The following is a 20,822-nucleotide window of genomic DNA, read 5'->3' on the forward strand; positions in this document are numbered from 1 at the left end:
GTCCGTACGTCAGGCCCGGGCCTGGGGGCGTCAGGCGGACAGCACGCTCAGGTCCACCGTCGCCCAGCGCTCCCCGAGCCCCGTCACGGTCACGTGCCGCACCTCGTCCGTCGTGTCGCCGACGGCCCGGTGGATGACGACGTTCAGCCGGTCGTCGGTCAGCTCCTCGACCTTGCCCTCGCCCCACTCGACGACGATCACCGAGTCGGACAGCGAGACGTCCAGGTCGAGGTCCTCCATCTCGTCCAGGCCGCCGCCCAGCCGGTACGCGTCGACGTGTACGAGCGGCGGACCGTCACCCAGGGAGGGATGCACCCGGGCGATCACGAAGGTCGGCGAGGTGACCGCGCCCCGGACCCCCAGCCCCTCGCCGAGCCCGCGGGTCAGCGTCGTCTTGCCCGCGCCGAGCTCGCCGTTGAGCATCACGAGGTCACCGGCGCGCAACAGCTTGGCGAGCCGACGGCCCAGGTCGAGCATCTGCTCGGGAGACGTGACGGTCAGCTGGGTCTCAACCGGGTTGTGCGGTGCTGCTGGTGCTTCCATAGCCACCCACGGTAGCCCCTGCCGGCACGGCACCCGCACGGGTGAGGAGGTCGGCGAGCCGGTCGGTCACCACTTCCGGGTGTTCCAGCATCACCAGGTGCCCGGCGTCCGGAACCAGCACCAGCTCGGCGTCCGGCAGCAGGTCGGCGATGGCCTCGCTGTGCTCGCTGGGCGTGACGAGGTCGCCGATCCCGGCCAGCACGAGCACCGGCAGGTCCGCGAAGTGCGCGAGCGCCTCGGTCTTGTCGTGGTCGGTGAACGCCGGGTAGAACTCGGCGACCACGTCGATCGGCGTCCCCTCGATCATCCGCTCGGCGAACCGCGCGATGGCCGGGTCGACGTCCCGCGAGGCGAACGAGTACCGCTTGATGATCCCGGCGAACAGGTCGGCGGTCGCCCGCCGCCCCTTCTCCACCAGCGCGGCCTGCTGCCCCAGCGCCTTCAGCACGCCCGGCAGCACCCGCCGTACGGCATTCACACCCGCGACGGGCAACCCGAAGTTGACCTCGCCGAGCTTCCCGGAGGACGTACCGACGAGGGCGACCGCGACGACCCGGTCGCGGATCAGCTCGGGGTACTGGTCGGCCAGCGCCATCACGGTCATGCCGCCCATGGAGTGCCCGACGAGCACGATCGGCCCGTCCGGCACGGCCGCGTCGATCACGGCCTTCAGATCGCGCCCCAGCTGGTCGATGTCGACCGGCACCCCGTCCTGCACCTGCCGCACGCCCCGCCCGGACCGACCGTGGCTGCGCTGGTCCCAGTGCACGGTCCGCACCACACCCCGCAGGGCCGCGCGCTGGAAGTGCCAGGAGTCCTGGTTGAGGCAGTAGCCGTGGCTGAAGACGACGGTGACGGGAGCGGGTGCCTTACGTCCGAACAGGCGCCGGCGGCGCGGGCTGAGCGGCGGTACGGCGGCCGGGTCGACGTCGTCGACCTCGTAGTACAGCTCCGTGCCGTCGTCGGCGTACGCCTTGCCGGGTGTGCCGCGCAGTGAGCCGTACGGTCCCGTCGAGTCGAGCGCGAGCCGTGCCTTCTTCCTCATCCCGCGGCCGACGGTGAGCCGCTCGATGGCGACGCCGGCCGCGGCCCCGGCCGCCACCACGCCTATCGCGGCGCCCGCGATACCGGTCGCCCTGCGCCAGTTCCCGGCCGCCCCCGTGGCGGAGGCGACGGCTGCGACGGCCTCCGCACTGCTCTCGCTCACGTACCGCTCCTTCTTCGCCGGACTCTCGTTCGCTGGGTCGGGTGATGCAGGTGTTACTGATGTTGCCTGTTGTTACACGTGTTGCTCGCATCGCCGGTGCTGTACCGCAGCCGGTCGGTGCCGACGGCCCCTTGTGCCGCTTACCCGCTTTGTTCCTCATTCACGTAGACGCGGGGAACGCGCGTTCCGATGCGCGTGACGATCTCGTACGCGATGGTGCCCGCGGCCTGCGCCCAGTCCTCGGCGGTGGGCTCGCCCCGGTCGCCGGGCCCGAACAGGACCGCCTCGGCGCCGGCTTCCGGCTCGTCCCCGCCGAGGTCGACGACGAACTGGTCCATCGCGACCCGCCCCGCGACGGTCCGCCACTTGCCGCCGACCAGGACGGGTCCGGTGCCGGAGGCGTGCCGCGGGATGCCGTCGGCGTAACCGACCGGGACCAGGCCGAGGGTCGTCTCGCCGGGGGTGACGTACTTGTGCCCGTAACTCACGCCGTGACCGCCCGGAACGTGCTTCACCAGGGCGATGTTCGCCGCGAGCGTCATCACGGGCCGCAGTCCGAAGTCGGCGGGGGTGCCGACCTCGGGGCTCGGCGAGATGCCGTAGAGCGCGATCCCGGTCCGTACGAGGTCGAAGTGGGTGTCGGGCCGGGTGAGGGTGGCGGGCGAGTTGGCGATGTGCCGCACCTCGGGGCGGACGCCCCGCTGCTCGGCGTACGCGACCATCTCCCGGAAGAGGCCGAGCTGGTGGTCGATCGAGGGATGCCCGGGTTCGTCGGCGCAGGCGAAGTGCGACCAGAGCCCGGTGACGCGCAGGAGTCCCGCGCGCTCGGCCTCGACGGCCGCGCCGACGAGCTCGGCCCAGTCGGCGCCCGGCTGACAGCCGTTGCGCCCGAGCCCGGTGTCACCTTTGAGCTGCACGCGCGCGACAAGGCCGGCCTCGCGGGCCGCCGCGGTGACCTCCGCCAGCGCCCACATGTCGCTCACCGACACGTCGATGTCGGCCTCGACGGCCTCCCGCCAGGGCCCGCCCGGCGTCCAGAGCCAGCACATGAGCCGCCCCCGCAGCCCGGCCGCCCGCAGCGCGAGCGCCTCCTCGGGCGTGGCGGTCCCGAGCCAGCCGGCCCCCGCCTCGACGGCGGCCCGAGCACAGGCCACCGCCCCATGCCCGTAAGCATCCGATTTCACGACAGCCATGAGCTGCGCACCCGGCGCGAGGGCGCGCAGGGCACGCACATTGCCCCGCAGGGCGGCCAGATCGATCTCGGCACGGGCCCGCAGGGACGCGGCAGGGGCAGCAGCAGTCTCACTCATGACGCCCCCAGTGTCTCAGAGGGGTCGGACACTCCTGCCGGACGCCTAAGCGCTCCGCTGGAAGAGCAGCGAGATGTTGTCGGTCGACCGCGGCGCCGTCGTGGCTGGTCGCTCCCCCACGCTCGGCTTCGCTCGCGCGGGGGGACCCTCATCGCGGCGGTAGCCGCACATCGACACAGCCCCGCGCCCCTGGCGGCGTTGCCGCTGCATCGTCTTGCGGCTCCGCCGCGGGGCAGCCGACTTCCCCAGGACCGCTCAGGCACCCGGCCGCCGACCCCACACGTACACCCGGTCGCCCTTCTTCAGCACCCCCCACAGCTTCTTCGCGTCCCCGAACCGCAGGTTGACGCACCCCCACGACCCCACGGTGGTGTAGATGCTCCCGTAGACGGCATGAAAGGCCTGCCCGCCGTCGAAGAACTGGGCATACGGCATGGGCGAGTTGTACAGCGTCGACCAGTGGTTCTTGTGCCGCCAGTAGACCTTGTGCCACCCGGGCCGGGTCCGGTGCCCAGCCCGCCCGCTCCGCATCGGCACGGGCCCGAAGACGACCTTCTTCCCCTTCTGCACCCAGGTCAGCTGCCGGCTGAGATCGACACAGACGACGCGATACGAACGCACGGGGCACTTCCCGGCCGCGTTGGGATTCTTCCTGGCCCCGATGAGCTGCATGGTGGCCCAGGTGACGGGCCCGGCGAACCCGATGGCGGGCTTGATCCTGTACTTCACCTGGAACTTCCGGATGGCCCGGCAGTCCGCCGCCGACTGCTTCCCGTCCACCTTCAGCTTCAGCCACCGCTCGACACCGCGCTGATAGGGCCCGGTCCGCTTGCTGCACGCGACCTTCCCGACGGCGTCCCCGAGCGGCACGTACTCGACGAGGTCGTACGTCCCCACCGCCGCGTCCCGCGGCTCGACGGCATCCTCTGCGGCACTGGGCGCGTACACCTTCGGCGCGAGCACCTGGTCGGGCGTGTCGATCTGCCAGGGCTGAGCGGGCCCGGGCGCGACACCGGGAACGAGCTCGGCCTCCGGGCCAGGGGCGGGGATCGGGGGCGCGGGGGCGGCGAGTGCCTCGGTGCCGAGGGGGAGGACGGTGAGGGCGGCGAGCACGACGGCGGCACCGCGACAGGCGGCATGTCGGGTGACACGTCCGGTGACACGTCCTGTGGTACGCCCGGTGATTCGTCCGGTGACACATCTACTGATACGTCTGCTGATCATGCGATCAGAGAAACGTGCGGGTATGGGGATGCCGGGGCGGCGCGCGGCCGGGTCACCCTTATTCAGGCCGCCGAGTCACCCTTATTGAGGAGCGAGCCTAGGCTGGAATCAGGAGGTGGCGGACATGTTGGCAGAAACACCCCTGAACGCCGTGATCCCCGCAAGCGACCTCGACAGGGCCAAACACTTCTACGGCGACACACTCGGCCTCAAGCTCGTCCTCGACGGCAGCGACTTCGCGGTCTTCGAGTCGGGCGGCGTCCAGTTCTCCCTCTACTCGACCCCGAGCGGAGGCAAGGCCGCCCACACACTGGCCACCTGGCTGGTGACCGACCTCAACACGGAGATGACGGACCTGCGCGGCCGCGGCGTCACGTTCGAGGACTACGACCAGCCCGGCCTCAAGACGGTGAACGGGGTCGCGGAGGACGACGGGATGCGGGCGGCGTGGTTCAAGGACAGCGAGGGGAACATTCTTTGCGTGACGCAGCAGGCGTAGTCGGGGCCGCGCGATAGGAGCGTGCGGTAGGGGCCTTGCAGTGGGGCCCGGCCCGGTAGGGGACATTCGGGGATCAGAGGGTCAGTCTCGGAGGTCCCGTGTGTCCCGCACATCCCGCCAGGCCCCCGGAATCGCCTCCGCGACGTCGTGCGCGCCGGCCGGAGCACCGTCGGCGGCGAACCTTCCGGCCAGCCCGTGCAGATAGGCACCCACGCTCCCCGCGTCCAGGGCGGACAGCCCGGCCGCGAGCAGGGACCCGGTGAGCCCCGACAGCACGTCTCCGCTGCCGGCGGTGGCGAGCCAGGGTGTCCCGGTCGCGTTGACGCGTACGGCTCCGCCGCCCGGGTCGGCGACGAGCGTGGTCGAGCCCTTGAGGAGGACGGTCGCCCCGTACCGCGCGGCGAGCTCACGCACCCACTTGAGCCGGGCCCCCTCGACCTCGTCCCTGGACACCCCCAGCAGCGCGGCGGCTTCCCCGGCGTGCGGGGTCATGAGGGTCGGCGCGCCACGACGTCGTACGACATCCCGCTCGGCGAGCCGCAGCCCGTCCGCGTCGATCAGCACGGGTACGTCGGCCTCCAGCACCTCGGCGACGGTCCCGGCGTCGTCCCCGGCCCCCGGCCCGACGACCCAGGCCTGCACGCGCCCGGCCTTCGCGGGCCCCTGATCCGACACGAGGGTCTCGGGAAACCGCGAGATGACGGCGCCGCCGGCGGGCCCGACGTACCGAACGGCTCCGGCCCCGCCCCTCAAGGCCCCCGACACGGCAAGCACAGCAGCGCCGGGATATCGCGCGGAGCCAGCGGCGATCCCGACGACACCTCGCCGATACTTGTCGCTCTCGGCACCGGGCATCGGCAGCAGCCGGGCCACGTCGGCATGCTGCAGGGCCTCCAGTTCCGGCTCGTCGGGCAGTACGACACCCAGCCCGATGTCGACGAACCGCACCGAGCCGGCGTACTCCCGCGCGGGATCGATGAGCAGCCCCGGCTTATGGGTCCCGAAGGTGACGGTGAGGTCGGCGCGGACGGCTGCGCCGGGCACTTCACCGGAGTCGGCGTCGACACCGCTGGGCAGATCGACGGCGACGACGGGGACACGGGATTCGGCGAGGAGGGCGGCCAACTCGGCTGCTGCGGGCCGGAGTCCACCCTTGCCGCCGATGCCGACGATGCCGTCGATGACAAGGTCGGCGCGGAGGATGGCTTCTTCGATGGGGGTGATACCGGCGGCGGCTGCGGCGCTGTCACCAGCAGGAGCAACGGCAACGCTCTGCCTTGCCGGGGCTGCCGGTCCTTCCGGAGCTGTCGGTGCTTGCGGAGCTGCCGGTCCTTGCGGGGCTGCCGGACCTGCCGAGCCTGGCTGCCCTGCCGAGCCTGGCTGCCCTGCCTGGCTTGGCTGTCCTGCCTGCCCCGCTTGCCCAGCCGACCCCGCTTGCCCAGCCGACCCCGCTTGCCCAGCCGACCCCGCTTGCCCAGCCGACCCCGCTTGCCCAGCCGACCCCGCTTCAAGGGTCCTACCCCCGGCCCGCCGCAGCGCCGCCAGTCCCCCCGCGTGCACCCGCTCGGGCGCCAGCAGCACGGCCACCACCCCCGCCCCCCGCCGGGCGAGCCGCGCGCCGGCGTACAGGGCGTCGCCTCCGTTGTCGCCGCTGCCGACCAGCAGCACGACCCGGCTGCCGTAGACCCGCCCGAGCAGATCCGCGCAGGCGGCGGCCAGCCCCGCGGCGGCCCGCTGCATCAACGCCCCTTCGGGAAGCCGCGCCACGAGCTCGCGCTCGGCGGCCCTTACCGTCTCAACGCCGTAGGCAGTACGCATGCGACCGAGTCTGCCCTCAGCCTTCGGCGATCACCACCGCCGAGGCCACCCCGGCGTCATGGCTGAGGGACACGTGCCACGACCGCACACCGAGCTCGGCGGCCCGAGCGGCCACGGTCCCCTTGACCCGCAACCGAGGCTGCCCACTGTCCTCGACATACACCTCGGCATCGGTCCAGTGCAGCCCGGCGGGCGCCCCGAGCGCCTTGGCGAGAGCCTCCTTGGCGGCGAACCGCGCGGCGAGCGAGGCAACCCCCCGCCGCTCCCCACTGGGCAGCAACAACTCCCGCTCGACGAACAGCCGTTCCGCCATCCCCGGCGTCCGCTTCAGCGACGCCTCGAACCGCCCGATCTCGGCCACGTCGATACCGACGCCGATGATGCTCATCCGGGCACTCTACGATCCGCCTGGGCCCCGCGGCCCGCCTCTCCGACGACCGAATCGGACTTGCGCGCCGCGGTGACGGCCAGGTCCAGGAAGCGGGTGAGCAGATCCGCGTCGGGGCACAGGTCGAGAGCCCGGAGAACGTGGTTGTCAACGGCGACATCGCGCCTGTCCAGGACACGCAGCACCGCCATGGCCCACGCCGAGAGATACCCCGCGGCAAAGCCGGCGGCCCAGCGCTCGACATGCTCTGGATCTCTTGAGTACACCTGAGTCAGGTCTTCAAGGCGAAGAACCCCCTGCCGTCTGAGGCCGTGCAGCCCTGACAAGTAACCCTGAGCCGCTTCGTCCACCTTGTCCGGGAAAATGCCCAGCGCGAGGCAGGCGGCAGCGAACCGGAGGAGGTTGAACAACTCCGGCGAGTCGTCCTGCTGCTCCTCTTGCTGCTCGGCCAATGCTCAGGCCTCTCCAGAACCGGCCCCCGGAAGCCCCGCGTCCTCGACGAACAGGTCCTCGGCCGTCGCGGCCGTCAGGGAACGGTCGAACCAGGCGGTCAAGGTGTCGAGATCGGTGCACGAGGTGACACGCTCCCGCGTCTCCTCGGGGACGGCGATGCCGCGCTTCTCCAACGCACGGAGGATCATCAAGCCGCATTCTTCGGCCTTGCCCTCCAGGTAGGCCGTCTCACGGACCGTCCCCCGACCGGGGAAGTAGCTGACGAACGTCGACATGATTGCCTTCCATTTCTCTCCGGCTGGAGTCTTGCCCAGGGTGACTTCGAGGAAGTCGAAGAAGTACTTGGCGGTGGCGGGGTCGGTATCCAGGAGTTCCTGAAGGGCTGTACCGATGGGCCGTCACGGCTACGGGCGTGTGCCAGTGCGGAGAGCGCTGCCAGCGGGAGGTTCTTCGCCACGGTCCGGGCGTCGGTGATCACCGGCAGGTTGTCCGGCCCGGCAACCAGCGGATATGTCCGCAGAGCCGTCCAGCCGCGCGTGCCGCAGTCGAAGGGTCCGGCTGCCCACTTGGCAGTGGCCCTGTCCTGACAGACGACGAGAAGCAGCACGGGCAGCTTGTACTTCGCTTGGAGGTACCCGATGTAATACGCCCAACTCCACTCTTTGCCTTCAACCTTGCCCGACTGCGCCTCGACAGCGAGCAGAAAGCTCTCGCCGTCGGACGGGCCGATGCGCAGCACCGTGTCCACGCGACGTTCCAGCGGCCGGGCCTCCGTCACATCCGTGGTGACGGCGTCCACGGTCGCCTTCGCGGCGAACGGAACGCCCAGCACCCCGAACACGGGAGCCAGAATCTCGGGCCGCTCCTGGAAGATGCGGTGCATGCCCTCGTGAGCTGATGTGACCATGTGCGCAACCTAAGTGGATCAATGGATGGATTGCGCGGGCGACCGCGATGCGTTCACCCTTTCGAGCGGCGGGGAAACGTTCACGCCGCCGAGGCCGGCTCGAACCACACGTACTTGCCCCGATTCCCGTGCCGGGACAACGGCTGCCAGCCCCACAGATCGGCACAGGCCCGGACCAGAGCCAGCCCCCGCCCTTCCTCCGCATCAGCGGGCTGACCCAACTCCCTTGGCGGATCCGGCGGTTCGGGGTCCGCGTCCCACACCCCGATCCGCAGCACGCCGGCCGACCAGCGAACGCGCAGGGCAGCGGGGCCATCGGTGTGGCGTACGGCGTTGGAAACCAGCTCGGTCGCGAGCAGCTCGGCGGTGTCCACGAGGCGGATCAGGCCGTGCATGGTGAGGATCAGCCAGAGGGTGCGGCGGCAGACGGTGCCGGAGCGAGGGTCGTTCGGGATGTACGGGGCGTACTCCCACTGTTCGTTCGGCTCGTTTTCGGGCATGCGGCAACTCCGTTTCGGCGGTGGGGGTTCGGCGGTGGCGTTGCCGCATCCGTCACGGCAGGGCGGAGCGGCGCACTCCCGCAGCACGTGCGGGCACGTTGAACCAAGGAGCGGCTGATGGTCCTGAGGCGCGAACCAACTGCGCGTCAGATGCGCCTGGGAGTTGAGCTACGCAGGCTTCGTCAGGGGGCAGGGCTCACCACGACCGAGGCAACGTGTTCGCCGCCTCGCATCCCATTACGACTGCACGGACCAGGAATTCGTCGACGCACTGGTCGTCATGGCCACCAAGCAGGAAACCGGCTGGTGGGAGGAGTTCCGAGGGTTGCTTCCCACGGCGTTCCTGGACCTCGCCGAACTGGACCACCACGCCACATTCATGCACGAGGTCGCGATCCTGTACGTCCCGGGGTTGCTGCAGACCGAGGACTACGCCCGCGCGGTCTTCTCGGGCCGGATCCCCGAACTCACCAGTCAAGAACTCGAGTTGAGTGTCCGGCACCGGCTGACACGCCAGGGCGAGGCGGCGTTCCCCCATGAGGTCGTGCTCCACGAGGCCGCGCTTCCCTTCGACCTGGAGGGCTTCGCCAGAGCTTCCGGCACGATGACGTATGTCGGCGGGGATGTACCCAAGCTGGACACGTTGGTGCGCGACGCGCCTCATGGCTCCGTCTTGCTTGATTCCGAAGCCCAACTCAGCACGTATCGAACGCGCTTCCGCAAACTGGAAGCCGTATCGCTCGGACCGGACCGATCGCGCGACTTCATCCACCGGCTGACGAAGGAGCTGTGAGGCACCCCATGGGCAACTGGCGTAAGTCGTCCTACTCCGGCGAGGGCGACGGCAATGCCTGCGTGGAGATAGCCGACTCCCCCACCCACGTCGCCGTCCGTGACACAAAGACCCCGGCCAGGGCCACCCTCACCTTCCCGACCGGGGCCTTCGTCACCTTCGTGGAATCCCTCGAGCGAGACCCCTACTCCACCGTCACCGACTTCGCCAGATTCCGCGGCTGATCCACCCCGTTCCCCCGAGCCGTCGCCAGCTCGCACGCGAACACCTGCAGCGGCACCGTCGCCACCAGCGGCTGAAGCAGCGTCGGAGTCGCCGGGATCCGGATCAGATGGTCGGCATACGGCACGACCGCCTCGTCGCCCTCCTCCGCGATCACGATCGTCCGCGCACCCCGCGCCCGGATCTCCTGGATGTTGGACACGATCTTGTCGTGGAGGACGGACCGACCCCGAGGCGAGGGAACGACCACCACCACTGGCAGGTCCTCCTCGATCAGCGCGATCGGCCCGTGCTTCAGCTCGCCCGCCGCGAAGCCCTCGGCGTGCATGTAGGCGAGCTCCTTGAGCTTCAACGCCCCCTCCAGCGCGACCGGGTAGCCCACGTGCCGCCCCAGGAACAGCACCGTGTCCTTGTCGGCCAGCGTCCGCGCCAGCTCCCGTACCGGCTCCATCGTCTCCAGCACCCGCTCGACCTCGCAGGAGATCTGCGACAGGTCCCGGATGACGGCGGAGATCTCGTCGCCCCACTTGGTGCCCCGCACCTGGCCCAGATACAGCGCGACCAGGTAGCAGGCGACGAGCTGTGTCAGGAAGGCCTTCGTGGACGCGACCGCCACCTCCGGGCCCGCGTGCGTGTACAGCACGGCGTCCGACTCCCGGGGAATCGTCGCCCCGTTGGTGTTGCAGATGGCGAGGACCTTGGCCCCCTGCTCCCGGGCGTGCCGCAGTGCCATCAGCGTGTCCATGGTCTCCCCGGACTGCGAGATGGCGATCACCAGCGACTGCGGCCCCAGAATCGGATCCCGGTACCGGAACTCGCTCGCCAGCTCCACCTCGCACGGGATCCGCGTCCAGTGCTCGATGGCGTACTTGGCGATCAACCCGGCGTGGAAGGCCGTACCGCACGCCACGACGACGACCTTGTCGACCTCCCGCAGCACCCCCGGAGGGATCCGCACCTCGTCCAGCGTCAGCGAGCCGCCCGCGTCGATCCGGCCGAGCAGCGTATCGGCGACCGCCTTGGGCTGCTCGGCGATCTCCTTGAGCATGAAGTAGTCATAGCCCCCCTTTTCCGCCGCGGACGCGTCCCAGTCCACGTGGTACGAGCGCACCTCGGCGGGACTCCCGTCGAAGCCGGTCACCGTCACCCCGTCGCGCCGCAGCTCGACGACCTGGTCCTGCCCCAGCTCGACCGCCGACCGCGTGTGGGCGATGAACGCGGCGACGTCCGAGGCGAGGAAGGCCTCACCCTCTCCAACGCCCACCACCAGCGGCGAGTTCCGCCGCGCCCCCACCACCACGTCCGGCTCGTCGGCGTGTACGGCGACCAGCGTGAACGCGCCCTCAAGGCGCCGGCACACCAGCCGCATCGCCTCGGCGAGGTCCGCGCACGACGAGAACTCCTCGGCGAGCAGATGCGCGACCACCTCGGTGTCCGTCTCCGAGGCCAGGTCGTGCCCCCGCTCCGCCAGCTCGGCGCGCAGCACCGCGAAGTTCTCGATGATCCCGTTGTGGACGACGGCCACCCGCCCCGCGTTGTCCAGGTGCGGATGCGCGTTCGCGTCCGTCGGTCCGCCGTGCGTGGCCCACCGGGTGTGCCCGATGCCCGTGCTCCCGGTCGGCAGCGGCCGCTCCGACAGCTCCTTCTCCAGATTGACGAGCTTCCCGGCCCGTTTCGCGCCGGCCAGTCCCCCGTCCGCCAGAACGGCCACTCCGGCCGAGTCGTACCCCCGGTACTCCAGTCGCTTCAGTCCGGCCATCACGACATCGAGCGCCGACTGCGACCCCACGTATCCCACGATTCCGCACATGAGCGGCAGCGTACGGGCCGACGGCCGTCGAAAAGAGCCTCAGCGTGCCCGAAATCGGAAATTCCCACGCCCATACGAACCCCTCGTGGGCTTCCACAGGAAAGGCGTGACGCACCCCACCCGCCGTCCCGTTCAAACTCCGTTAACAATGGACTGTGATCTCTCCGGTCTCCTCGATGCCCCGGAGCGCCCACCGGCACAGGCCGGAGGCGACTCCCTACGTCGACCTCACCCGTACGGAGTGGAGCGCGCTGCGCGACAAGACTCCGCTCCCGCTCACCGCCGAGGAGGTCGAGAAACTGCGCGGCCTCGGCGACGTCATCGACCTCGACGAGGTGCGGGACATCTACCTCCCGCTCTCCCGCCTCCTCAATCTGTACGTCGGCGCCACCGACGGCCTCAGAGGCGCGCTGAACACCTTCCTCGGCGAACAGGGCTCCCAGTCCGGCACCCCGTTCGTGATAGGCATCGCCGGCTCGGTGGCCTGCGGAAAGTCGACGGTCGCCCGCCTCCTCCAGGCGCTCCTCTCCCGCTGGCCCGAGCACCCGCGCGTGGAGCGGGTCACCACCGACGGCTTCCTCCTCCCCACCAAGGAGCTCCAGGCCCGCGGCCTGATGTCCCGCAAGGGCTTCCCGGAGTCGTACGACCGCCGGGCCCTGACCCGTTTCGTCGCCGACATCAAGGCCGGCAAGGACGAGGTGACGGCGCCCGTCTACTCCCACCTCATCTACGACATCGTCCCCGGCGAGAAGCTCGTCGTCCGCCGCCCGGACATCCTGATCGTCGAGGGCCTGAACGTCCTGCAGCCCGCCCTCCCCGGCAAGGACGGCCGCACCCGCGTCGGCCTCGCCGACTACTTCGACTTCAGCGTGTACGTCGACGCCAGCGCGGACGACGTGGAGAGCTGGTACCTCAACCGCTTCAAGAAGCTGCGCCAGACGGCGTTCCAGGACCCGTCCTCGTACTTCCGCAAGTGGACCCAGGTCTCCGAGGACGAGGCCCTCGACTACGCCCGCACCCAGTGGCGCAACATCAACAAGCCCAACCTGGTGGAGAACATCGCCCCCACCCGCGGCCGGGCCACCCTGGTCGTCCGCAAGGGCCCGGACCACAAGGTCCAGCGGCTGCGCCTGCGCAAGCTCTGAAGCCGCCTGTTAAAAAGGGCGTCATGCTGCACCTGCGCCTGATCACCCCGGCCGACCGGACCGACGACGTGGTCCGCCTGATCGAGAAGACGGTCGGCACCGCCCACCTCGTCGTGCTGCCCGGCGCCGCCCGCAACCCCGCCGGGGACGTCGTAACTTGTGACGTGGCGCGCGAGGCCGGTGACGAACTCATCGGCGCGCTGCGGGAGTTGGAGCTGGACCGGACCGGCTCGATCGCCGTCGAGAACATCGACCTGTCGCTGTCCAAGCGGGCGGACAAGGCGGAGGCCGAGGCGCCCGGCGAGGGTGCGGACGCGGTCCTGTGGGAGCACCTCGCCGACGCGACGCACGAGGAGTCGACGCTCTCCGTCACCTACGTCGCCTTCATCACGATCGCCACGATGATCGCGGCCTGCGGTGTGGTCCTCGACAACGCGATCCTGATCGTCGGCGCGATGGCGGTGGGCCCGGAGTTCGGTCCGCTGGCCGGTATCTGCACGGCGGTGGTCCAGCGCCACCCGCGCCTCGCCCTGCGCTCCCTGACCGCCCTGCTGGTGGGCTTCGCGGTGGCGATGCTGGCGACGGTCGGCTTCACGTACTTCATGGACGCGGTGAACCTCTTCACCAGGGTCCGGCTGGAGGCCGAGCGCCCCAACACCAACTTCATCTACCGCCCGGACGCGTTCTCGTTCGTGGTCGCGGTCCTGGCGGGCATCGCCGGCACCCTCTCGCTCACGTCCGCGAAGTCGGGCCTCCTGGTGGGCGTGGCGATCTCGGTGACCACGGTCCCGGCAGCGGCGAACGCGGCGGTGGCCTTCGCCTACAGCGAGTACCGGCAGGCCTGGGGCTCCACGGAGCAGCTCCTGCTGAACCTGCTGGGCATCGTCCTGGCGGGCACGCTCACGCTGCTGGCCCAGAAGTACCTCTGGGCCAGGCAGCGCAGGGCGGTCTCCTAGCCGAGCGCCGACTTCACGACGTCGGCCAGGCGGCCGGCCACGGTCCGGGCCTGGTCGATATCCGCGGCCTCGACCATGACCCGTACCAGCGGCTCGGTTCCGGAGGGCCGCAGCAACACCCGGCCGGTGGAGCCGAGTTCGCGCTCGGCCTCGGCGACGGCGGCGGCGAGCTCCGCGGAGGTCCTCACCCGGGACCTGTCCACGTCGGGCACGTTGATCAGCACCTGCGGCAGCCGCTCCATGACACCGGCGAGGTCCCGCAGCGTCCGCCCGGTCTGTGCGACCCGCGCGGCCAGCATCAGCCCCGTCAGCGTCCCGTCGCCGGTCGTGGCGTGGTCCAGGATGATCACGTGCCCGGACTGCTCGCCGCCGAGCGCGTACCCGTGCTCCTTCATCTCCTCCAGCACATAGCGGTCGCCGACCGCGGTCTGAATGAGCGTCAGTCCCTCGCGCTCCAGGGCCAGTTTGAAGCCCAGGTTGGACATGACGGTCGCGACCACGGTGTCCGACCGCAGCACCGACCGCTCCCGCATCGCCAGCGCCAGCACGGCAAGAATCTGGTCACCGTCGACCTCGGCGCCGGTGTGGTCCACGGCGAGGCACCGGTCCGCGTCACCGTCGTGCGCGATCCCGAGCGCGGCCCCGTGCTCGACCACGGCCGCCTTCAGCTTGTCGAGATGCGTCGACCCGCACCCGTCGTTGATGTTGAGCCCGTCCGGCTCGGCCCCGATCGTGATCACCTCGGCGCCGGCCCGCGAGAACGCCTCCGGCGAGACCCGCGCCGCGGCCCCGTGCGCCTCGTCGAGAACGATCTTCAGCCCGTCCAGCCGGTTCGGGAGTACGGCGATGAGGTGGGCGACGTACTGGTCGAACCCCTCGTCGTACGACCGCACGCGCCCCACGCCCGCCCCGGTCGGCCGCTCCCACGGCTCGCCGTGGCGGTGGGACTCGTACACCGCCTCGATCCTGTCCTCCAGCTCGTCGGCCAGTTTGTGGCCGCCGCGGGCGAAGAACTTGACGCCGTTGTCGGGCATGGCGTTGTGGCTCGCGGAGAGCATGACGCCCAGGTCGGCGCCGAGCGCGCCGGTGAGATACGCCACGGCCGGGGTCGGCAGCACGCCGACGCGCAGGACGTCGACGCCTGCGCTCGCGAGGCCCGCGACCACGGCCGCCTCCAGGAACTCCCCGGACGCACGGGGATCACGTCCGACGACCGCCGTCGCCCGGTGGCCCTCGAACGTGCCCGCCTCGGCCAGCACATGCGCCGCCGCGACCGACAGACCGAGCGCCATCTCGGCCGTCAGGTCCGCGTTGGCGACGCCGCGCACGCCGTCCGTGCCGAAGAGTCGTCCCACTTGTCCTCCTGAAGAAGCATGAGTCACGGCGGTCAGCCGATCACACGAGCCTTTGAGCGCCTTGTGCCGTTATACGCCCAAGGCCGTGATAAACGAACGCCCCGACGGCACTGTGGCGTGCCGCCGGGGCGTTCGGACGTACAGGCAGCTGCGTATTAACGCTTGCTGTACTGCGGGGCCTTGCGGGCCTTCTTCAGACCGGCCTTCTTGCGCTCGACCGCACGGTCGTCGCGGCGGAGGAAGCCGGCCTTCTTGAGCGGGCCGCGGTTGTTGTCGACGTCGGCCTCGTTCAGCGCGCGGGCGACACCGAGACGGAGCGCACCGGCCTGACCGGAGACACCGCCACCCGCGATGCGGGCGATGACGTCGTAACGGCCTTCGAGCTCGAGCACCTTGAAGGGCTCGTTGACTTCCTGCTGGTGCACCTTGTTCGGGAAGTAGTCCTCGAGGGTGCGACCGTTGATCTTCCACTTGCCGGTGCCCGGGACGATCCGGACGCGGGCAATGGCGTTCTTGCGACGGCCCAGGCCGGCGGCCGGCTGCGGGTCGCCGAAGCGGGACGCGAGCGACTCCGAGGTGTACTCGCCCTCGACGGGGACCTCGGACTCGGTGGTGTAGCTGTCGATGTCGACGATCTCTTCGCCCTCGACGGGCGTCTCGACGGTGGTCTCGGCCACGATTCTCCTCAGATTCTCTTCAGTCTTAGGGGGTGGCCGGACTTACTGCGCGACCTGGGTGATCTCGAACGGCACCGGCTGCTGAGCAGCGTGCGGGTGCTGGTCGCCCGAGTAGACCTTCAGCTTGGTGAGCATCTGACGGCCCAGGGTGTTCTTGGGGAGCATGCCCTTGACGGCCTTCTCGATGGCCTTCTCGGGGTTCTTGTCGAGGAGCTCGTCGTAGCGGACCGAGCGCAGACCGCCCGGGTAGCCGGAGTGGCGGTAGGCCATCTTCTGGGTCCGCTTGTTGCCGGACAGGTGGACCTTGTCGGCGTTGATGATGATGACGAAGTCGCCGGTGTCGACGTGGGGGGCGTAGATCGGCTTGTGCTTGCCCCGCAGAAGGGACGCGGCGGTGGTGGCGAGACGGCCCAGGACGATGTCCTGCGCGTCGATGACGTGCCACTGGCGAGTCACATCGCCGGGCTTAGGGCTGTACGTACGCACTTCGCAGCCTTTTCTTCTTCAGTGGATGGATGGTGACACATGGCATCACTGAAGCGATCGTGCAGCTGGGGACGACAATGGCCGGGACACTGCCCGTATGCCGCCCACTGGTAACTGCTCCAGGGAACCTAGGTACGGGCCTCTCGTCTGAGAACGAGCAGGCCAATACACAACGACTAGGCAGAATACCGGGAGGCCCCCGGACGGGTCAAAACGGCGACCCTCGGCCGCACCATCCGCCCCCCGTCTAAGATGCGCCCCATGAGCTTTGGGCAGCAGGGGGGACCTCAGTCCCAGTGGGATCCCTGGAAACCGCAATCCCAGCAGCCGTGGACCAGCGGCGGCGACGGTCAGACCCCGGACTGGGCCGCGCTGGCCGAGGCGTCCGAGACGCGCAACAAGAGGCGCCGGCTGCTGTTCATAGGCGGCGGCGTGGTGGCGACGATCGCGATAGGCACCGCCGTCGCCATGGCCGTCGTCTCGGCGAACGGGAACAACGACGCCTCGGGCAGCCCGTCGAACCTGCCGGCGAGCGGCTCCGTCCCCGGCTCCACGGCGACGGCGCCCTCCTTCGCGCCGACCAGCGCCCCGCCGCCGCTGGACCCGAAGGAGTTCATCGCCAGCAAGGCCAAGGACACCGCCCCGCTCAGCGTGGACACCTTCTTCCCGGGCGCCCAGCTGACCCAGGACTCGGTCACCTACAAGAAGGGTGCCACGTCCGACACGAAGAACTGCGCCTCGGTCGCCCAGGGCACCCTCCCCAAGGTCCTCACCGCCAATGGCTGCACCCGCCTGCTGCGCGCCACGTACAGCCAGGGCGGTGTCGCGGCGACGATCGGCGTCGCGGTCTTCGACACCCAGGCCCAGGCGGCCAAGGCCAGGACCGAGGCCGACAAGAAGGGCTTCGTCAGGGCGCTGGCCGGCAAGGGCGTGAAGGACTTCTGCAACGCCGCGACCTGCCTCACCACGGCGAACTCCTACGGCCGCTACGCCTACTTCACGACGGTCGGCTTCGAGAACGGCAAGGACGTCACGGACAAGTCCTCGACCGTCTTCACGACCGGCAACAACCTGCAGCTGTTCACGTTCAACCAGATCGACCGGCGGGGCAGGGTTCAGGCGTCGGCGGCCGCGGAGCAGTAACCGTGCGCTCGGGCGTGTGAGACGCTCCCCCCTGATCATCCGGTCATCGACCGTCGACACGGTTCCTGGGGGGGACACGTCCATGCCCGAGCAGCACAGATCCAGACGTCACCTGCTCGCGACCGCCGCGGGGATCGGCGGTACCGCGCTCGCCGCCACCGTGGCCACCGCGGGCGACGCGGCCGCCGCCGCTGCCGGGACCGGCTGGCTCAATGTCATGGACGCGGCATTCGGCGCCCTCGGCGACGACTCGACCGACGACCGGCCCGCGATCCAGAAGGCGATCGACGCGGCGGGCCAGGGCGGCACCGTGTACTTTCCGCCGGGCAAGTACCGCCTCGCCGGCCCCCTGAAGCTGACCCTGGGCGTGACACTGCGCGGCGACTGGAACCCGCACTTCCCGGTGCGCACGAACATGGCGGACTCCTTCATACGCCCCGGCATCGGCAACTTCACCGGCGAGGCCCTGATCGTCATCGACCCGGCCCCGGTCAACGGCACCTATACCGACTCCGCCTACCGCGGCGGTCCCCGCCTGTACGGGCTCGCCCTCGACGGACGCGACCAGAAGGACTCCACGGGGGCGGCGATCGACGGCGTCCGCATCCATCCCGGCGTCAAGGACCTCGGGATGGACAAGGTGACGATCTGGCGTTTCACCGGGCACGGTGTCAACGCCCAGAACGCGGCCGGTCTGCAGTTCAACCAGGTGCACAGCGTGGACAACAACGGCCACGGCTTCACCTGGGGTGACTCGGCGGGCACCGGTGGAGGCCTGGTCGACGCCGACCTGTTCCAGTGCTACGCCCAGGGCAACAGCGGCAATGGCTACGACATCCTCAACCCGAACGCCGTGACCATGGTCGACTGCCGCGCCGAGTGGAACGCCCAGCACGGCTACGCCATCACCGGCATCAACTACTCACTCGTCCTGGTCGGCTGCAACACCGACCGCAACGGCCAGGACGGCTTCCACGTCTCCACCTCCGCGGGCGGCCGGTTCGTCCAGTTCCTGGGCTGCCTGGCCAAGCGGGACGGGAAGTCGGGCACCGGTTACTCGGGCTTCAGCATCACCGGCAGCGCCGCCGAGGGCGTGGTCCTGACCGGCTGCTCCACCTCGACGGGCCGCGACGACGACAACACCGGCGACTACTCCCCGTCGTACGGAATCACCACGTCCGCACTGAACTCCGCGAGCGTCGTCTCGGTCGTCGGCGGTGAGTACGTCGGCGCCGCGGGCCCCTTCCACGACGAGGGCGCGGTCGTGGTCCGGCACAGCGGTGTCGTCGCCGGCACGCACACCGACGCGGGCATCGTCTGGGACAAGTCCGATGTGCACCGGCTGTCCGGAGCGGCCGGCACGGTCCGGGACGTGGAGTTCTGGAGCCGGGGCGCGAACGTCCGCTGGGCGCTGCGGGCCACGGCCGCCGCGGAGTCGGGCTCCAACCAGGGCTCCGACTTCGCCCTGGTCCGGTACGCCGACAACGGCACCGCCCTCGACACCCCGCTCACCGTCGGCCGCGCCTCGGGCCGGGTGACGCTCACCACCCCCGGCATGGTGGTCAACGCCTCGGCCAGCCCGGGCGTGAACCTGGTCCAGACGCAGGCCGCCGGGCAGGGCTACGCCGTCACGGGCCCCGACACGTCCGCGCGGGCCTTCCAGTCCCAGGTCGCGGGCGACTCCGTGAACCGCTTCGCCGTCGGCGTCGACGGCACCCAGGAGTTCGGCACCGGCGGCTCCACCGGCCGGGACACCGACTGGGGCCGTGTGGGCGCCGCCCAGATCGGCACCAAGAAGGCGGACATCGTGGCGGCCACCCCCGGCAAGGGGCTCAGGATCGCGGAGGGCACCAACGCCAAGATGGGCGTCGTGACCCTCCAGGGCGCCACCCCGGTCGAGGTGGCGACCACCGCCGTCACCGCCACCAGCCGCATCTTCCTCACCGTGCAGGAACCCGGTGGCACCCCGGCAGGCATCGCCTTCGTGTCGAGCCGCACGACAGGCAAGTTCTACGTCAAGGGAGCCGCCGGCGACACCTCCACCGTGGCCTGGCTGATCGTCGAACCGGCGTAGGAGCGTGGAGCGTCGAAGACCGCGAGCGGTTCCGTCGGACCTGCCCGCCAGGGACCAGAAGGCGACGGTTCCGGACCGGGCTCGCCCGAGCTGGCCGCGCTGAAGACCCACGTCCGGTACGACCAGAAGCGGAACAGGGTCGCGATGCCGATGCCGAAGAACTTGCTGACGTTGTTGGCGAGCGCGCCCTCCCAGCCGAGGCTGTAGGTGGCCAGGTAGAGGACCCCGTTCTCGATGACCAGGCCGACCGCGCTGAAGAAGAGGAAGAGGGTCAGCTCTCGCCTCCGGCTGTGCCGGTCCTCCTGGTCGCGGTCCCGGTAGGTGAAGTACCGCAGGCCCAGGTAGTTGGTCATGATCGCGACGGCGGTCGCCACGACGCTCGCCCTCACGGGCTGCAGGTCGGTGACGCTCCGGATGAGGTTGAAGACCGCGAGGTTGACCACGAATCCGGAGGCCCCCACCAGGCCGAACTTCGCGATCTCGCCGTACAGCTTCCCCGTCCGTGAGGGAAGCGCGTGCCGTCCGCCCATCGCCGCGCTCAGCCCCGTCGGTTCCGCAGCCGCAGTCGCACCGGCATCACCGCCGACTCGATCTGGGTCGAGAGGTTCATCTTGGACACGCCCTCGGTCCGCTCCTCGAAGCGGATCGGGATCTCGACGGCACTGTGCCCGGCGCGGACGGCCTTGAACTTCAGCTCGACCTGGAAGCTGTAGCCGGCGCTGTCGAGCGTGGCGAGATCGATGTCACGCAGCGTCGCCGCCGACCACAGGTTGAAACCGGCGGTGATGTCCCGGATCTTGGTGCCGAGCACGGTCCGGGCGTACCGGTTGGCGAACCGGGACAGCAGGACGCGGTGCCTGCCCCACTCCTCGTCCAGCGAGCCGCCTTCGACGTACCGGCTGCCCACGACCAGCCCCACGCCGGACGCGACGGCCGTGCCGAGCATCCGTGGGACCGCTTCCACCGGGTGGCTGCCGTCGGCGTCCATCTGCACGACGTACTCGGCCCCCTCGTCGAGCGCGGCGCTCATCCCGGCGACGTAGGCCCGCCCGAGCCCGTCCTTCTCGGTACGGTGCAGCACGCTCATGCGGTACTGCCCGTCCCAGTTGAACTTCTCGGCGAGCTCCTCGGCGATCCGCCCGGTACCGTCCGGGCTGGAGTCGTCGACGATCTTCAGGTGGAGCCCGGGCAGCCCGAGCGACAGCACGGCCTCCGCCATCCGCGGCAGGTTCGCCGCCTCGTTGTAGGTGGGCATCACCACGGTGACGCGAGCACCCCCCAGGTCGTACGTCATTTTCTTTCCCTCCCCAAA

The 20,822-nt window shown here is 70.1% G+C and carries 21 protein-coding genes and 1 pseudogene; 7 read left to right on the plus strand and 15 right to left on the minus strand.

What is annotated here, in order from left to right; translation table 11 throughout:
- Positions 1-30: 30 nt before the first annotated feature.
- The 4 genes from tsaE to ABZ848_RS13265 form a co-directional block, all read right to left on the minus strand.
- Entirely contained in the window at positions 31-543 is a 513-nt protein-coding gene (gene tsaE, locus ABZ848_RS13250; protein WP_360830054.1) for a tRNA (adenosine(37)-N6)-threonylcarbamoyltransferase complex ATPase subunit type 1 TsaE, read from the minus strand.
- Positions 509-1,750, minus strand: a complete 1,242-nt coding sequence (locus ABZ848_RS13255; protein ID WP_360830056.1) for an alpha/beta hydrolase — start codon at positions 1,748-1,750, stop codon at positions 509-511. The genes tsaE and ABZ848_RS13255 overlap by 35 nt, the downstream gene beginning before the upstream one ends.
- Positions 1,751-1,890: 140 nt before the next feature.
- Positions 1,891-3,060, minus strand: coding sequence for an alanine racemase (gene alr, locus ABZ848_RS13260; RefSeq protein ID WP_360830059.1), 1,170 nt, complete (start codon positions 3,058-3,060; stop codon positions 1,891-1,893).
- 255 nt (positions 3,061-3,315) lie between these two features.
- A complete protein-coding gene (locus ABZ848_RS13265; protein ID WP_360830062.1) occupies positions 3,316-4,173 on the minus strand; it encodes a L,D-transpeptidase family protein in 858 nt (285 codons plus the stop codon).
- Between the two features lie 235 nt (positions 4,174-4,408).
- On the opposite strand from ABZ848_RS13265, the gene ABZ848_RS13270 reads away from it, so the two are divergent.
- Positions 4,409-4,783 carry a VOC family protein gene (locus tag ABZ848_RS13270; protein WP_360830064.1) on the plus strand — a complete coding sequence of 125 codons (375 nt, stop codon included), beginning with the start codon at positions 4,409-4,411 and terminating at the stop codon, positions 4,781-4,783.
- Between the two features lie 81 nt (positions 4,784-4,864).
- Here the strand turns inward: ABZ848_RS13270 and ABZ848_RS13275 are convergent, their stop codons facing one another.
- The 5 genes from ABZ848_RS13275 to ABZ848_RS13295 form a co-directional block, all read right to left on the minus strand.
- Positions 4,865-6,601 carry an NAD(P)H-hydrate dehydratase gene (locus ABZ848_RS13275; protein ID WP_360830067.1) on the minus strand — a complete coding sequence of 579 codons (1,737 nt, stop codon included), beginning with the start codon at positions 6,599-6,601 and terminating at the stop codon, positions 4,865-4,867.
- A 16-nt stretch (positions 6,602-6,617) separates the two neighbouring features.
- Positions 6,618-6,989, minus strand: a complete 372-nt coding sequence (locus tag ABZ848_RS13280) for a holo-ACP synthase (protein WP_360830070.1) — start codon at positions 6,987-6,989, stop codon at positions 6,618-6,620.
- Positions 6,986-7,441: a hypothetical protein gene (locus tag ABZ848_RS13285; RefSeq protein WP_360830073.1), complete on the minus strand. Its 456-nt coding sequence runs from the start codon at positions 7,439-7,441 to the stop codon at positions 6,986-6,988. Before ABZ848_RS13285 ends, ABZ848_RS13280 begins: the two co-directional genes overlap by 4 nt.
- Positions 7,442-7,444: 3 nt before the next feature.
- Positions 7,445-7,717: a hypothetical protein gene (locus ABZ848_RS13290; RefSeq protein WP_360830076.1), complete on the minus strand. Its 273-nt coding sequence runs from the start codon at positions 7,715-7,717 to the stop codon at positions 7,445-7,447.
- A gap of 712 nt (positions 7,718-8,429) precedes the next feature.
- Entirely contained in the window at positions 8,430-8,849 is a 420-nt protein-coding gene (locus ABZ848_RS13295; protein ID WP_360830079.1) for an ATP-binding protein, read from the minus strand.
- Between the two features lie 117 nt (positions 8,850-8,966).
- Between ABZ848_RS13295 and ABZ848_RS13300 the strand changes: the two are divergent.
- Both ABZ848_RS13300 and ABZ848_RS13305 read left to right on the plus strand, forming a co-directional pair.
- Positions 8,967-9,642 (plus strand): annotated as a pseudogene (locus tag ABZ848_RS13300) (Scr1 family TA system antitoxin-like transcriptional regulator).
- An 8-nt stretch (positions 9,643-9,650) separates the two neighbouring features.
- On the plus strand, positions 9,651-9,866 hold the full coding sequence (locus ABZ848_RS13305) for a DUF397 domain-containing protein (RefSeq protein ID WP_360830081.1): 216 nt from the start codon (positions 9,651-9,653) through the stop codon (positions 9,864-9,866).
- Here ABZ848_RS13305 and glmS read toward each other — a convergent pair.
- A complete protein-coding gene (gene glmS / locus ABZ848_RS13310; protein ID WP_360830084.1) occupies positions 9,827-11,674 on the minus strand; it encodes a glutamine--fructose-6-phosphate transaminase (isomerizing) in 1,848 nt (615 codons plus the stop codon). The two genes, ABZ848_RS13305 and glmS, sit on opposite strands and share 40 nt — an antisense overlap.
- A 155-nt stretch (positions 11,675-11,829) precedes the next feature.
- On the opposite strand from glmS, the gene coaA reads away from it, so the two are divergent.
- Positions 11,830-12,819: a type I pantothenate kinase gene (gene coaA, locus ABZ848_RS13315; protein WP_360830086.1), complete on the plus strand. Its 990-nt coding sequence runs from the start codon at positions 11,830-11,832 to the stop codon at positions 12,817-12,819.
- 23 nt (positions 12,820-12,842) lie between these two features.
- Complete coding sequence (locus ABZ848_RS13320) at positions 12,843-13,775, plus strand: DUF389 domain-containing protein (protein ID WP_360830089.1); 933 nt, start codon at positions 12,843-12,845, stop codon at positions 13,773-13,775.
- Here ABZ848_RS13320 and glmM read toward each other — a convergent pair.
- From glmM to rplM, 3 genes are all read right to left on the minus strand, one after another.
- Positions 13,772-15,130 carry a phosphoglucosamine mutase gene (glmM, locus tag ABZ848_RS13325; protein ID WP_360830092.1) on the minus strand — a complete coding sequence of 453 codons (1,359 nt, stop codon included), beginning with the start codon at positions 15,128-15,130 and terminating at the stop codon, positions 13,772-13,774. The two genes, ABZ848_RS13320 and glmM, sit on opposite strands and share 4 nt — an antisense overlap.
- Positions 15,131-15,285: 155 nt before the next feature.
- Complete coding sequence (gene rpsI / locus ABZ848_RS13330) at positions 15,286-15,807, minus strand: 30S ribosomal protein S9 (RefSeq protein WP_242772426.1); 522 nt, start codon at positions 15,805-15,807, stop codon at positions 15,286-15,288.
- Positions 15,808-15,849: 42 nt separating this feature from the next.
- A complete protein-coding gene (gene rplM / locus ABZ848_RS13335) occupies positions 15,850-16,293 on the minus strand; it encodes a 50S ribosomal protein L13 (RefSeq protein WP_360830097.1) in 444 nt (147 codons plus the stop codon).
- 261 nt (positions 16,294-16,554) lie between these two features.
- On the opposite strand from rplM, the gene ABZ848_RS13340 reads away from it, so the two are divergent.
- Together ABZ848_RS13340 and ABZ848_RS13345 are read left to right on the plus strand one after the other, a co-directional pair.
- Complete coding sequence (locus ABZ848_RS13340) at positions 16,555-17,436, plus strand: hypothetical protein (RefSeq protein WP_360830100.1); 882 nt, start codon at positions 16,555-16,557, stop codon at positions 17,434-17,436.
- 82 nt (positions 17,437-17,518) lie between these two features.
- Positions 17,519-19,510 (plus strand): glycosyl hydrolase family 28-related protein, encoded by a 1,992-nt coding sequence (locus ABZ848_RS13345; protein ID WP_360830103.1) that lies wholly within the window; start codon positions 17,519-17,521, stop codon positions 19,508-19,510.
- On the opposite strand, the gene ABZ848_RS13350 is transcribed toward ABZ848_RS13345, so the two are convergent.
- Together ABZ848_RS13350 and ABZ848_RS13355 are read right to left on the minus strand one after the other, a co-directional pair.
- Complete coding sequence (locus tag ABZ848_RS13350) at positions 19,447-20,040, minus strand: GtrA family protein (RefSeq protein ID WP_360830106.1); 594 nt, start codon at positions 20,038-20,040, stop codon at positions 19,447-19,449. The two genes, ABZ848_RS13345 and ABZ848_RS13350, sit on opposite strands and share 64 nt — an antisense overlap.
- An 8-nt stretch (positions 20,041-20,048) precedes the next feature.
- The gene (locus tag ABZ848_RS13355) at positions 20,049-20,804 is read right to left on the minus strand and encodes a polyprenol monophosphomannose synthase (protein WP_360830109.1); all 756 of its coding nucleotides are present in this window, start codon (positions 20,802-20,804) and stop codon (positions 20,049-20,051) included.
- Between the last annotated feature and the right edge of the window lie 18 nt (positions 20,805-20,822).

The organism is Streptomyces sp. NPDC047081, from assembly GCF_040643775.1.
Taxonomy (GTDB): Bacteria; Actinomycetota; Actinomycetes; order Streptomycetales; family Streptomycetaceae; genus Streptomyces.